Source organism: Streptomyces sp. CA-278952 (assembly GCF_028747205.1).
Classification (GTDB): domain Bacteria; phylum Actinomycetota; class Actinomycetes; order Streptomycetales; family Streptomycetaceae; genus Streptomyces.
The window spans coordinates 5161348-5174669 of the sequence record NZ_CP112880.1; the positions used below are offsets into that span (position 1 = coordinate 5161348).

Annotated in this window: 13 protein-coding genes and 1 riboswitch; of the genes, 10 read left to right on the forward strand and 3 right to left on the reverse strand. The window is 70.8% G+C overall.

What is annotated here, in order from left to right:
- Window positions 1–18: 18 nt before the first annotated feature.
- Window positions 19–486, reverse strand: a complete 468-nt coding sequence (bcp, locus tag N7925_RS23145) for a thioredoxin-dependent thiol peroxidase (protein ID WP_265601368.1) — start codon at window positions 484–486, stop codon at window positions 19–21.
- 142 nt (window positions 487–628) lie between these two features.
- Here bcp and N7925_RS23150 point away from each other — a divergent pair, with 142 nt between their 5' ends.
- The 3 genes from N7925_RS23150 (at window position 629) to N7925_RS23160 (ending at window position 1909) form a co-directional block, all read left to right on the forward strand.
- Window positions 629–946: a DUF3618 domain-containing protein gene (locus N7925_RS23150; protein ID WP_274345023.1), complete on the forward strand. Its 318-nt coding sequence runs from the start codon at window positions 629–631 to the stop codon at window positions 944–946.
- An 80-nt stretch (window positions 947–1026) separates the two neighbouring features.
- The gene (locus N7925_RS23155) at window positions 1027–1401 is read left to right on the forward strand and encodes a GroES family chaperonin (protein ID WP_007450657.1); all 375 of its coding nucleotides are present in this window, start codon (window positions 1027–1029) and stop codon (window positions 1399–1401) included.
- 84 nt (window positions 1402–1485) lie between these two features.
- A riboswitch (guanidine-III (ykkC-III) riboswitch) is annotated at window positions 1486–1549 on the forward strand.
- 39 nt (window positions 1550–1588) lie between these two features.
- Window positions 1589–1909 carry a DMT family transporter gene (locus N7925_RS23160; protein WP_073801016.1) on the forward strand — a complete coding sequence of 107 codons (321 nt, stop codon included), beginning with the start codon at window positions 1589–1591 and terminating at the stop codon, window positions 1907–1909.
- 79 nt (window positions 1910–1988) lie between these two features.
- Here N7925_RS23160 and N7925_RS23165 read toward each other — a convergent pair whose 3' ends face one another.
- Window positions 1989–4316, reverse strand: coding sequence for a transglycosylase domain-containing protein (locus tag N7925_RS23165; protein ID WP_274345024.1), 2328 nt, complete (start codon window positions 4314–4316; stop codon window positions 1989–1991).
- A 197-nt stretch (window positions 4317–4513) separates the two neighbouring features.
- Between N7925_RS23165 and N7925_RS23170 the strand changes: the two genes are divergently transcribed.
- The 4 genes from N7925_RS23170 to N7925_RS23185 all read left to right on the forward strand — a co-directional run bounded on the left by N7925_RS23170 (window position 4514) and on the right by N7925_RS23185 (window position 8207).
- Window positions 4514–5314, forward strand: coding sequence for an ABC transporter permease (locus tag N7925_RS23170; RefSeq protein ID WP_265601371.1), 801 nt, complete (start codon window positions 4514–4516; stop codon window positions 5312–5314).
- Entirely contained in the window at window positions 5307–6203 is an 897-nt protein-coding gene (locus N7925_RS23175) for an ABC transporter permease (RefSeq protein WP_265601372.1), read from the forward strand. Before N7925_RS23170 ends, N7925_RS23175 begins: the two co-directional genes overlap by 8 nt.
- 30 nt (window positions 6204–6233) lie before the next feature.
- Window positions 6234–7364: an ABC transporter ATP-binding protein gene (locus N7925_RS23180; protein ID WP_274345025.1), complete on the forward strand. Its 1131-nt coding sequence runs from the start codon at window positions 6234–6236 to the stop codon at window positions 7362–7364.
- A 132-nt stretch (window positions 7365–7496) separates the two neighbouring features.
- The gene (locus N7925_RS23185; RefSeq protein ID WP_265601374.1) at window positions 7497–8207 is read left to right on the forward strand and encodes a DUF1707 SHOCT-like domain-containing protein; all 711 of its coding nucleotides are present in this window, start codon (window positions 7497–7499) and stop codon (window positions 8205–8207) included.
- Window positions 8208–8239: 32 nt separating this feature from the next.
- Here the strand turns inward: N7925_RS23185 and N7925_RS23190 are convergent, their stop codons facing one another.
- On the reverse strand, window positions 8240–9487 hold the full coding sequence (locus tag N7925_RS23190; protein ID WP_274345026.1) for an SGNH/GDSL hydrolase family protein: 1248 nt from the start codon (window positions 9485–9487) through the stop codon (window positions 8240–8242).
- 142 nt (window positions 9488–9629) lie between these two features.
- Here N7925_RS23190 and N7925_RS23195 point away from each other — a divergent pair, with 142 nt between their 5' ends.
- The 3 genes from N7925_RS23195 (at window position 9630) to N7925_RS23205 (ending at window position 13313) form a co-directional block, all read left to right on the forward strand.
- Window positions 9630–11033 carry a DUF445 domain-containing protein gene (locus tag N7925_RS23195; RefSeq protein WP_274345027.1) on the forward strand — a complete coding sequence of 468 codons (1404 nt, stop codon included), beginning with the start codon at window positions 9630–9632 and terminating at the stop codon, window positions 11031–11033.
- Window positions 11034–11106: 73 nt separating this feature from the next.
- Window positions 11107–11994 carry an alpha/beta fold hydrolase gene (locus N7925_RS23200; RefSeq protein WP_274345028.1) on the forward strand — a complete coding sequence of 296 codons (888 nt, stop codon included), beginning with the start codon at window positions 11107–11109 and terminating at the stop codon, window positions 11992–11994.
- Window positions 11995–12503: 509 nt separating this feature from the next.
- Complete coding sequence (locus tag N7925_RS23205; RefSeq protein WP_265601378.1) at window positions 12504–13313, forward strand: TauD/TfdA family dioxygenase; 810 nt, start codon at window positions 12504–12506, stop codon at window positions 13311–13313.
- Window positions 13314–13322: the final 9 nt, after the last annotated feature.

Sequence of the window (13322 nt, forward strand, 5' to 3'; positions counted from 1 at the left end):
TGCCCCGGGCGGTGGACGTCAGATGCCCAGATCCCTGATGATCTTGGCTACGTGGCCGGTCGCCTTGACGTTGTAGAACGCGTGCTCGATCTTGCCGTCCTCGTCGACGACGACGGTGGAACGGATCACGCCCGTCACCACTTTGCCGTAGAGCTTCTTCTCGCCGAAGGCGCCGTAGGCCTCCAATGTTTCCTTGGCCGGGTCGCCCACCAGAGTGACCTTGAGGTTCTCCGTGTCGCGGAACTTCGCGAGCTTCTCCGGCTTGTCGGGGGAGACGCCGATGACGTCGTACCCGGCGCTCGTCAGGAGGTCGAGGTTGTCCGTGAAGTCGCAGGCCTGCTTGGTACATCCGGGGGTAAGCGCGGCGGGGTAGAAGTACACGATGACCTTGCGGCCCTTGTGGTCCGCGAGCGACACCTCGTTGCCGTCGGCGTCGGGAAGGGTGAAGGCGGGAGCGGGGTCGCCGGGCTTCAGTCGCTCGCTCATGTGGTTCTCCTCGGGTGGTGCGCGGGTCGGACGGGACCGAGGGTAATAGGGGTGCCGCCGGGTGTGCGGGGGTTCGAGCTGACAGACTGTCGATGAAGGTTCAGACGAAGGTTTACCGGACGACGACCACGGAGGCGGCGCAGTGTCGGATGCCAGGACCCCTGCGCAGATCGAGGCGGACATCATCAGCAGGCGCAAGCAGCTTGCCGTGGTGCTCGACGAGATCGGGGTGCGGGTACACCCGAAGACGATCATCGGTGACGCGAAGGCGAAGGCGGCCCAGTCCGTGGACCGGACGGCCGGCCGTGCCTTCGTCGCGGTGAACCGTTCGGTGTCGGAGGTGAAGGCGCAGTTCGTCGCGGAGGACGGCTCCCCGCGGTTGGAGCGGGTGATTCCCGCGGCTCTGCTGGTGGTCGGTGTGGTGGGGCTGCTCACTGTGTCCGGGCGTCGCCGCAGGTGACCGGCGGCGGTCGGTACGCGTCCGGTGGCGTTCGGCACCCGGAGGCGTACGGTCCGGGGCCCGGCAGGTAGGTTGCGGGCGTGAGCGACAACACCCACGAGGGCCATCGCGGCGCCACCGGCTCCGCCGACGACGACAAGCTGCCCATCCGGATGCTGCACGACCGGGTGCTGGTGCGGAACGACGCGTCCGAGGGGGAGCGGCGCTCCGGCGGCGGCATCCTGATTCCGGCGACGGCCGCGGTGGGCCGGCGTCTGGCCTGGGCCGTCGTCGTCGCGGTCGGGCAGAACGTGCGGACGGTGGAGCCCGGCGACCGGGTGCTGTACGACCCGGAGGACCGTGCCGAGGTCGAGGTGCGGGGTGTGGCGTACGTCCTGATGCGGGAGCGTGATCTGCACGCGGTGGCCGCCGACCGGTTCGAGGGGTCGGTGGATTCGACCGGGTTGTATCTGTAGGGATCTGTAGGGATCTGTAGGGCTCCCTGGGGGGCCGTGGCTGTTCAGGGGCTGGTGACCGGTGTCACCAGGCCCTTTCCCCGTTTTTTGCTACGGTGGTACCACCCCGACGAGACGCGCCGTACCGGGCCTGCAAAGACGACGCACCCGTTCTGTTCACGTGGTTTCGTCGTCGGAGGTGCCAGTCATGGCCTGGGTTCTGTTGATCATTGCCGGTGTGCTCGAAGTGGGCTGGTCGATCGGGATGAAGTACACCGAGGGGTTCACCCGGCTGTGGCCGAGCGTGTTCACCGGCCTCGGGATCGTGGCGAGCATGGTGTTGCTGTCCCATGCGGCGAAGACGCTGCCGATCGGTACGGCGTACGGCGTGTGGGTCGGTATCGGTGCGGCCGGTGCGGCGATCGTGGGCATGGTCGCGCTGAACGAGCCGGCGACCGCTGCCCGGATCTTCTTCGTCTGTCTGCTGCTGGTGGCCGTGGTCGGCCTGAAGGCGACCTCCGGGCACTGACGTACGGGTTTCGGTGGCTCCCGGTCATACGTACCTGGGGCCTCCGGGGCCGGTGCTGCGCACGCCCTCGGCGGACGTCTCAGCCGCCCCCGCTGTCACCGTTCTCTCCGCTGTAGCCGTCACCGCCGGTGCCGCCGGTGCTCCCTGTTTCTCGGGAGCCGCCGTTGGCGCCGGCGGTGTTGTTCGTTCCGCCGTCCGTGCCGCTCGTCCCGCCGGTGTCCGTGCCGGTCGTGGGCGGGCTGCTGCCGGCCGGGTTGGTTTCCGGGGTGCCGGAGGGGCCGGTGGTGGGTTCCGACGAGGAGGACGGGTCCGTGCTGCCGTCGGGGTTCTCGTCGAGCTGGGGCTCGTCCTCCTCGTCGGAGCCGGGTGCCGTCTCCAGGTCGAACTCCTGGGCCGGGGAGGAGCGCAGCGCCGCTTCCGTATAGGCGGCCCAGGTCTCGGCCGGGGCGCCGCCGCCGTTGACGCGGGGCAGGCCGAGGGCTCCGTACAGCGGGGTCTGGGCGCCCGTCTTCGGGTTCTGGCCCATCACGGCGACGACGGTCGCGAGGTCCGGGGTGTACCCGGCGAACCAGGCGGCCCGGTCCTCCTCGGCCGTGCCGGTCTTGCCCACGGCGGGGCGGCCCACGGCCTGGGCCGCGGTGCCGGTGCCGCCCTCCACGACGCTGCGCAGCACGGCGGTGGTGGTGTCGGCGGCCTCGCGGCTGACGGCCTGGTCGGTCGTGCGCTCGGGCAGCTCGATCTCCGTGCCGTTCTTGGTGACCTTCTCGACGAGGACGTGGCGGCCGTGCCGGCCGTGGTCGGCGAGGGTGGCGTACGCCTCGGTCATGTCCAGGACGCTGGCGTTGGCGGTGCCGAGCGCGATGGAGGGGGAGGCGATGAGGTCGGGGGTGTCGGTGGGGATGCCGAGGGCGACCGCGGTGTCCCGGACCTTTCCGGGGCCGACGTCCTGGGCCATCTGCGCGTAGACGGAGTTGACCGACTTGTCGGTGGCGGTGCGCACGGTGATGTCGCCGTAGTCGACGTCGTCCTCGTTGGCGGGAGCGTAGTCGGTGGGGCCCTGCGCGCCGACGACCATGCGTTTGTTGGCGCCCTCGTAGACGGTGTTGGGCGTGATGCGCCGGCCGTCCTGGGTGGTGGAGTCGTTGACGACGGCGGAGGTGAGGACGAACGGTTTGAAGACGGAGCCGACCTGGTAGTCGCGGCGGGTCGCGTTGCTGACGTACTGCTTCGTGTAGTCGATGCCGCCGTACAGGGCGACGACCTCGCCGGTGGCGGGGACGATCGAGGCCCCGCCGACGCGGACGTTGCGGTCGGCCTCGCGTTCGGCGCTGGTCCTGGACATCACGTTGGCGTCGACGGCCTTGACGAAGGCGTTCTGCTTGGCCTTGTCGAGAGTTGTGGTGATGCGGTAGCCGCCGGTGGCGAGGGTCTTCCCGTCGAGAATGCCGCGCTGGTCGAGGTGGTCCTCGACGGCCTGCACGATGTAGCCGCGCTGTCCCGAGAGCCCGGTCGGCGGTCTCGCCTCGCCGGGGGTGGGGAACTCCGTCGTCGCCCGTTCGGCCGCATCGAGCCAGTTCTCCTTGACCATGCCGTCCAGGACGTAGTTCCAGCGGTGCTGGGCGGCGCGCCTGCTGTCGGGGTGGGCGACGACGTCGTAGGCGCTGGGGGCGTTGAGGAGGCAGGCGAGGTAGGCGCCCTCGGCGGTGGTGAGGTCCTCGACGTTCTTGCCGTAGTACGCCTGGGCGGCGGCCTGGATGCCGTAGGCGTTGCGCCCGAAGTAGCTGGTGTTGAGGTAGCCCTCGAAGATCTGGTTCTTGGTCTCCTCGCGGTCGAGCTTGACCGCGATGAAGAACTCCTTGGCCTTGCGCAGGACGGTCCGCTCCTGGCCGAGGTAGTAGTTCTTCACGTACTGCTGGGTGATCGTCGAGCCGCCCTGCTTGCCCTTGCCGGTCACGGTGTTCCAGCCGGCCCGGACCATCGCCTTCACGTCCACGGCCCGCTCGGAGTAGAAGTCCCGGTCCTCGGCGGCCAGTACCGCGTGCTGGACGGTCGCGGGGACCTGGGAGAGCTTGACCTTCTCCCGGTTCACGTCGCCGTCCCGGGCGATGACGCTGCCGTCGCTGTAGAGGTAGACGTTGGACTGGGCGGTGGCCGCGGCGTTGGCGGCCGGGATGTCGACGAACTGGTATCCGGCGACGAACCCTCCGATGAGGAGGAGCCCGAGGCCCAGGACGGTCCCGAGGGTCATCCGCCAGGTGGGGACGGCACGCCGCCAGCCGGTGCGCCGCTTCCTGCCGTTCTTCCGGCTCTTCCCGCTGTTCGCCGGCGGCTCTCCCCGGTGGCTCCCGGGTGCGGCCGCCGCGCCCGAGGGGTCGCGGGGGGCCCAGTGCTGTGGCTCGTCGCTCATGTCCGTGGGGCTCCTCGGGCGTGGTCAGTTCTCCCATAGTGCCCGTTTTGCCGGGAAACCTTCGGTTCTCCCCGGGGCGTTCCCTCCACCGGTCGTCACCGTCGTCCCGAAAACGCGGTCGCGGGGGCCGGGGCGCCTGCACTAGGCTCGGGCGCTTTGGTGTCGGGAGCCGGTGGTGCCGGGGGAGAGGGGACGACGTGCGGCTCTACGCGGTGGTGGCGGGGGGTGCGTTCCGGCGCTACGCCACCTACCGGACGGCCACGGCCGCGGGGGTGTTCACCAACACGGTCTTCGGCTTCATCGTGGCGTACACCTACATCGCCCTGTGGGACGCACGTCCGCAGCTCGGCGGGTACGACACGTCCGAGGCGCTGACCTACGTCTGGCTCGGGCAGGCCCTGCTGATGGCCTGCGCCATGATGGGCGGCGGCTTCGAGGACGAGCTGACGGAGCGTATCCGTACGGGGGACATCGCCGTCGACCTGTACCGTCCCGTCGACCTCCAGCTGTGGTGGCTGGCGTCGGACCTGGGCCGGGCGGCGTTCCATCTGCTGGGGCGCGGTGTGGTGCCGATGTTCCTCGGGGCGCTCGCGTTCGATCTGGCGCTCCCGGGATCGCCGTGGACCTGGCCGGCGTTCTTCGTCTCGGTGTTTCTGGGCGTGGTGGTCAGCTTCGCGGTGCGCTTCCTGGTCGCGATGTCGGCGTTCTGGCTGATGGACGGGGCGGGCGCGATGCGGATCGTGTCGTTGGCCGGGCTGTTCTTCTCCGGGATGCTGCTGCCGCTGAACCTGTTCCCCGGCCTGCTGGGAGAGGTGGCGCGGGCGTTGCCGTGGTCCTCGCTGCTCCAGGTCCCGGCCGATGTGTTCCTCGGCAAGCACACGGGGTGGGGGCTGGTGGAGGCGTACGCGTTCCAGGGCGGCTGGGCGGTGGTGCTGCTGCTGGCGGGCCGTCTGCTGCAGACCGCGGCGACCAGGAGGGTGGTGGTGCAGGGTGGCTGAGAGCGTGGTGCGGACGGAGAAGAAGGCCGGGGTGCCGGGGGCACGGGGGGCGCCGGAGGCGTTCCCCTTCCCGGAGCGGCCCCGGCTGCTGGAGGGCGTGCGGGCCTACGGGCTGATCATGGCGATGTGGGTGCGTTCGACGATGGCGTACCGGGCCTCGTTCGCCATGACGGTGTTCGGGGACTTCGCGGTGACGGCCTTCGACTTCGTGACGATCCTGCTGATGTTCTCGCACGTCGACGCCCTGGGCGGCTACACGTTGCAGGAGATCGCCCTGCTGTACGGGGTGTCGGCCACCGCGTTCGGGCTGTGCGACCTGCTGCTGGGTTCGATGGACCGGGTGGGCCGCCGGGTCCGTGACGGGACGCTCGACACCCTGCTGGTGCGGCCGGTCCCGGTGCTGGCGCAGGTCGCGGCGGACCGGTTCGCGCTGCGCCGGCTGGGGCGGATCACGCAGGGGCTGCTGGTCCTCGGCTACGCGCTGGTCTCGCTGGACATCGCGTGGACGCCGCTGAAGGTGCTGATGCTGCCGATGATGGTGGTGAGCGGTGCGGCGATCTTCGGGGCGATCTTCGTCGCGGGGGCGGCGTTCCAGTTCGTCGCGCAGGACGCCTCGGAGGTGCAGAACTCCTTCACGTACGGCGGGACGACGCTGCTCCAGTACCCGCCCACGATCTTCGGAGCGGACCTCGTGCGCGGGGTGACGTTCGTGGTGCCGCTGGCCTTCGTCAGCTGGCTGCCCGCGCTGTACGTGCTGGACCGGGAGTACCCGGTCGACCTGCCGGAGTGGGTGGCGTTCCTGCCGCCGTTGGTGGCGGTGGCCTGCTGGGGGCTGGCGGGGATCGCGTGGCGGGCGGGGTTGCGGGCGTACCGGAGCACGGGCAGTTGAGCGGGAACGATCACGGAGGAGGGTACGGGCATGGGTGACGGCACGGGCACAGGCACAGGCACAGGCACAGGCACAGGCACAGGCACGGGCACGGGCACGGGCACAGGAGTGGGCACAGGCGCGGGCACGACCACAGCCACGAGTACGGCCACGACTACGACCACGGGCATCGGCGGCGACGGCGACGGCTTCATCACTCTCGACGGCGTCGAGAAGGTCTTCCAGGTCCGCCGCCGCGCCGGACTGCTGCGCCGCGAGCGCCGCGAGGTGCGGGCGGTGGACGGGATCAGCTTCCGGGTGTCCCGCGGCGAGATGGTCGGCTACATCGGTCCGAACGGGGCCGGGAAGTCGACCACGATCAAGATGCTGACGGGCATCCTCACCCCGAGCGGCGGCCGGCTGCGGGTCGCGGGCATCGACCCTTCCCGCGAACGTACACGCCTGGCCCACCGCATCGGTGTCGTCTTCGGCCAGCGGACCACCCTCTGGTGGGACCTGCCGCTGCGCGACTCGTACCGGCTGATGCACCGCATGTACCGGATCCCCGACCGGCGTTACCGGGAGAACCTGGACCGCTGCGTCGAACTCCTCGATCTGGGCGCGCTGTTGGAAGTTCCCGTACGGCAGCTCTCGCTGGGGCAGCGGATGCGCGGCGACATCGCGGCGGCGTTGCTGCACGATCCGGAGGTGCTCTATCTGGACGAGCCGACGATCGGCCTCGATGTGACCTCCAAGGCCAAGGTGCGGCAGTTCCTCAAGGAGTTGAACACCGAGCGAGGGACGACGGTCCTGCTGACGACGCACGACCTCACCGACATCGAGCAGTTGTGCAACCGGGTGATGGTGATCGACCACGGGCGTCTGATGTACGACGGTTCGCTGGCGGGCCTGCACGAGGTGGGGGAGAGCGAACGCATGCTCGTGGTGGACCTGGAGAGCGAACTCCCCCCGATCGTCCTGGAGTCGGAGGAGGCGGGCGGCGCGCCGGCCCTGCGGGCGGTCAAGGTGGAGGGCCCGCGCCAGTGGCTGGCGTTCCCCGCCGCCGCGTCGGCCGCCCCGCTGGTGGCGCGGATCGCCGCGGACTACCCGCTGGTCGACCTGTCGGTACGGGAACCGGACATCGAGGCCGTGATCGCCAGGATGTACGCGTCCGCGCCGTGACGCGCACACCCACTCGGGGCGGCGCGGCGGGCACTCCACCGGAGCGGCGCGCGCAGGTCGTGGTCCTGCATGTCTGGGCCGGGAACGGGTGCGTTCAATAGGCTGCGCCGTATGACAAGTGAGAGTCCGGACATGCGTGCCTCCGATACCGAACGTGAGCGGATCGCGGAACTGCTGCGCGAGGCGGTGGCCGAGGGACGACTGGACATGGACGAGTTCGACCAGCGCCTCGAAACGGCCTACAAGGCCCGCACGCACGGCGAGTTGGAGCCGTTGGTCCAGGACCTTCCGGCGCCGGGCTCGGTGGTCGCTCCGGTCGGCTCGTCCGCGCCCGCCCCGCTGCGGGGCTCCGCGGCGAACTGGCCCGCGAGGATCGGCGGCAACGCCACCTCGAAGGGGGCGTTCGCCCTGTGGGGCGGGTTCAACCGAAAGGGCCGCTGGACGGTCGGCCGGATGTTCACCGCGTTCGCGATGTGGGGCGGCGGCGAGATCGATCTGCGCGAGGCGCACTTCGAGGACCGCGAGACCGTCATCCGCTGCATCACCATCATGGGCGGCATCCATGTGACCGCACCGCCCGAACTGAACGTCGATGTCAGGGGCGTCGGCATCATGGGCGGCTTCGGGGAGGGCTCCAACGAGGAGGGCGAGCCCGCTCCGGACGCCCCGTACGTGCGGATCACCGGCTTCGCCCTGATGGGCGGCGTCGGCGTGGACCGCAAGCGGACGAAGGCGGAGCGCCGCCGGCTGAAGGAGGCGAAGGAGGCCGAACGGGAGGCGCGCCGCCGCGAGCTGGAGGGCCCGGACGGCGGCGCGGACGGCGGTCGCCGCAAGGAACTCTGAGGGTCCGGGGGTCCGAGCGGCCCCTCAGGGCCTCACAGCGCGTCGGACCGGGGTGCGCCGGCCCGGTCCAGGACCTTCAGGTCCAGCCGGTCGCCGAGCGCGCGGTACCCGTCGTCGTTGAGGTGCAGATGGTCACCGGAGTCGTACGCGGCGAGGATCCGGTTCGGTGCGGCGGGGTCGCGTACCGCGGCGTCGAAGTCCACGTACGCGTCGAAGACCGTGCCCGCCCGGATCTGCTCGTTGACGGCCTGGCGCACGGCGTTGCGCTGGGGCGTCCAGGTGGCGAAGCCCTCGAACGGGGTCAGCGTCGCGCCGACGACCGTGAGCCCGCGCGCGTGCGCCCGGTCGGTGAGGGCGCGCAGGCTGTCCACGATGCGCTGGGGGTCGGCCTCGTGGGGGCGCTGCTGTACGTCGTTGATGCCGAGCGCCACGACGACCGTCCGGGCCCCGGCGACCGCCAGGACGTCACGGTCGAGCCGGTCGGTGCCCGACTGGCCCCCGGTGCCGCGGCCGATGCCCACGACCCGGTTGCCCGCGATGCCCGCGTTGGCGACTCCGTACCGTCCGCCCAGCCGGTCGGCGAGGACGTCGGTCCAGCGGGCGTTGGCGTCGGTGGTGGAGCCGCTGCCCGCGGTCAGGGAGTCCCCGAAGGCGACGATCGCGCCGCGCGCGCTCTCGCTGCGGACGTCCACGGCGGTCAGATAGCGCCAGTGGGTGGTGCTGAAGGTGCCGCGTTCGTCGATCAGGTACGAGGTCTGGTGCGTGTGGGGGTGGTAGGTGACCGGCCCGCCCGCCCGCGGGGTGCGGAAGCCGACCTGGAGGTCGGAGTCGGGGGCCACGGGTACCACGACCGGGTCGCTGATGGCCTGTCCGCCCGCCGCGACGGTGACGACGGCGGAGCCCTTGAAGGTCACCGGCCGGGTGTTGACGGTGGCCTGGTCGACGACCAGGGGGCCCGTGCCGAAGAGGTTCGACAGGGTTATCCGGGCGACCTCTCCGCCGATGCTGGTGTGCACGACGTTACGGATGGTGCGCCCGGGGAGCCCGTCCTCGGTGCCCGGTTCGGCGCGGACGGGCGCGGCGGCCCAGGTGGTGACCCACCTGCCGCCCGAGGTCGCGGGGGCGACCGGGTTACGGGCCGCCGCCTGGGTCTCGGCGGGCGGGAGCGGTGTCGACCGTGGGCCGGAGAGCAGCGTCGTACCGAAGGCGACGGCGGCGGCGAGCACGGCTGTGCCCGCCACTAGGGCGATGAGCAGGGCATACCCCTGGCGCCTGGGCATGTGCGGTGTTTCTCCTTGTGATGATCGTGCTGGTCCCATGATGCGACAGGCCGTCGGGAACTCGACGTGCGGCCCGGGAGTAGGGGAGGCAGGGACAATGCGTACGTCACGGGGGCGAGGCGCACGCGGACGGGTGGAGCGGATGGAACGGACCGGATCCGGCGAGCAGGAGCAGGGCGAGGACGCGGTGCAGAAGTCGGAGCGATCGGAGCGATCGGTGCTGCCGCCGGCACAGGCGACGGGGCAGGGACAGGGGTCGAGGGCGGGGGCGGGCCCGCTGGCCTCGTTCGCGTACACCGCCGCCGACGAGGAGAAGCAGCGCGGCGTACGGCGCATGAAACTCACGGCCACCGGCCTCCTTCTGCTCGTCGCGCTCGTCTACGTCCTGGCCACCTGGGCGAAGAACTCAGGCGTGGAGGGCTGGCCGGGCTACGTCGCGGCGGCTGCCGAGGCGGGGATGGTGGGCGCGTTGGCGGACTGGTTCGCCGTCACGGCGCTCTTCCGGCGCCCGCTCGGCCTGCCCATTCCGCACACAGCCATCATCCCCACCAAGAAGGATCAGCTGGGACAGTCACTCGGTTCCTTCGTTGGCGAGAACTTTCTCTCCGGGGACGTCATTCGTGACCGAATTCACGCTCTCGGGGTCGGCCGGAGGCTCGGTGTGTGGCTCGCGGAGCCGGCCCACGCCGACCGGGTCACCGCCGAGCTGGCGACGGCCCTGCGCGGCGCGCTCACGGTCCTTCGGGATTCCGATGTGCAGGCGGTGGTCGGCGAGGCCATCACCCGGCGCGCGGACGCGGCGGAGGTCGGCCCGGGCCTCGGCAAGATGCTGGAGAAGGTCGTCACGGACGGCGGTCACCGCAAGGTCGTCGACCTCGTCTGTGTCCGGGCACACGACTGGCTGGTGGAGCACGGCGACTCGGTGATGAACGCGGTTCAGGGCGGAGCCCCCGGCTGGACCCCGCGGTTCGTCGACAAGCGAGTGGGCGAGCGGGTCTACAAGGAACTGCTGCGATTCATCACGGAGATGCGGGACATGCCGGAGCACCCGGCGCGCGGCTCCATCGACACGTTCCTGACCGATTTCGCGTCCGACCTCCAGAGCGACGCCGACACCCGGGCCCGGGTGGAGCGGCTGAAGTCGGAGATCCTGGGCCGGAGTGAGGTCCAGGACGTCATCGCCTCGGCCTGGTCGTCCGTACGGACGATGATCCTCTCGGCGGCGGAGGACGAGCGCAGCGAGCTGCGGCTGCGGGCCCGTGCCTCGCTGATGTCGCTGGGTGCGCGGCTGTCGAGCGACGAACGGCTCCAGGGCAAGCTGGACGGCTGGCTGGAGGACGCCGCGGTGTACGTCGTGACGACGTACCGCGCCGAGATCACCTCGCTGATCAGCGAGACGGTGGCCGGCTGGGACGCGGACCAGACCTCGAAGAAGATCGAGGCGCACATCGGCCGCGACCTCCAGTTCATCCGGATCAACGGCACGGTGGTCGGCGCGCTGGCGGGCCTGGCGATCTACACGGTGTCGCACGCGCTGAGCGGCTGAGCGGTCCGCCGGCCCGCCCTCGGCGGTGGGGTCGGGCCGGCGAGCCGGACCGAGGGGTACGGGGAGGTGTCGGGTGGGGGCGGTCACGACGACGGTGACGGTCGAGGACGGCGAAGCGACGGGCGGATCCGGCCCCGTACGCCTCTCCTGCACCGACCACGGCGGCGAGGGCCCGCCCCTCCTCCTGCTGCACGGCCTGGCCGGTCATTCCGGCGAGTGGGAGGCGCTGGCCGCCCGGTTCGCGTCCACGCACCGGGTGATCGCCTTCGACGCCCGGGGCAGCGGGGCGAGCACCCGCCGCCCCGGGGACGTGACGCGGGCGGCGCACGTCCGCGATGTCCTCGCGGTCGCGCACCGGTTCGGACTGGCAGGGGAGGACACGGTGCTGGCCGGCCAGTCGATGGGCGGCCTCACCGCGCTGCTGACGGCGGCGGCCCACCCGGAGGTGTGCCGCGCGCTGGTCCTGATCGAGGCGGGCCCGGCGGGGCCGAGTCCCCAACTGCCGGACCGGATCGGTGACTGGCTCGACTCGTGGCCGGTGCCGTTCCCGGACGCGGGGGCGGCCGAGGCGTTCTTCGGCGGCGGGCCGGCGGGCCGGGCCTGGGCGGCGGGGCTCGTGCCGGGCCCCGGCGGGCTGCACCCCCGGGTCGACCGGGACGTGATGGTCGCCACCGTGCAGGAGAACGCGCACCGGCACTACTGGGACGACTGGGACGAGTTGCGCTGCCCGGCGCTCGTGGTGCGCGGCGAGCACGGCACGATGAAGCCGGACGAGGCGGACCGGATGCGGTCCCGGCACCCCGGGACGCGGATCGGCGTGATCCCGGGAGCCGGCCACGACGCCCACCTGGACAACACGGCTGCGGTGTACGGGGAGATGGCGGCCTTCCTCGCGGCCGTGTGTGACCCCCTTCACACCGGTCACCGTCCTGGCTCCGTCGGTCCGGGTGGCGGGAAATGAACTCCGAGGGGCCCTCGAGACCGTTGGGATACGGCCCCAAGGGCACCCAGCGGGACAATACGGGCTGTTCATCTTCCGGCCATCTGGAGCCATAGGGGCAGCTCAGGCCGGTGAACGGACGGGAGTGGCCGAGTCCGCACCCCTGGTCCGGAGGGGTGTTTTGCCGCGCTTTTCATGTAGTTGCAGCCATCTGGGCAATACGTCACCGATGTCGGACCTGTTAACCGGAGTCGTCACTGTCCGAAATCGATTGTTGACGGAAAGAATCGGCACGGGATACCTTTCCCACCGTAATGATCAATCCTGCACGCGGATATCGGTGAGGAATCATGGGAATGGTTACCCAGGCTCTGAACGACTACCGATTGAGCGAGTCGGAGGCGGAGAAATTGGGCGAGTTATCCTCACTCGCCGCACGCTTATCGGACTCGATACCCATCGTCGTCTCGGGGCTCCTCATGGACCTCCCCGGCGGAATGCGAAGAAGGGTCCTGGATTTCGCCTCGGACGTGGAATCCAACGGATACTGCATGCTGCGCGGCGTTTCGGTGGGAGAACTGCCGAAGACTCCGCAGGCACATGAGGCCCATGTCCTCGACGGCCACCCGACCAACGGAACCCTCCTGCTCGTCGCGGATCTCCTCGGCTCGCTGACCGGATATCAGGACGAGAAATCGGGCGCGCTCTTCCACGACGTGCATCCCGTACGCGGCGAGGAAAGCCGAATAGAGAACAGTGGATCGGTCGCCTTCGACTTCCACACCGAGAACGTGCACCACCCGCTCCGTCCCGACTACCTGGGCCTGCTCTGCCTGCGCCAGGACCACGAGCAGATCGCCGCGACCCGTGTCTCCTCCGTGCGCGACGCGCTGCCGCTGCTGACGGACGGCGAGGTGGCGGAGCTGCGGAAGCCGCAGTTCCACAGCCTCTACCCGACCTCGTTCACCCGGAACATCCCCGGCCCCCGCCCCTCGGCAGGCCCACACCCGGTGATCTTCGGCCCGGCCGGCCGCCCGTTCATGCGCTTCAACTCGCACAACACCGCGGGCGATCACCCGCGGGCGCGGGCCGCGCTGCGGGCCCTGGCCGCTGCGCTGGAGCGGGTCTGCCACGACCTGGTGCTCGCGCCGGGCGACCTCGTCGTCCTGGACAACCACGTCGTGGTCCACGGCCGCACCGCGTTCACCCCCCGCTACGACGGCCAGGACCGCTGGCTGCGCCGGTTCTACTCCCTGCGCAGCGCCCCGCTGTGGGCCCAGCGCATGATGCGGCACCCGCGCGTGCTGCCGGCGATGACGGACATCCGCGGGGTCGTCTGACCCCGGCGG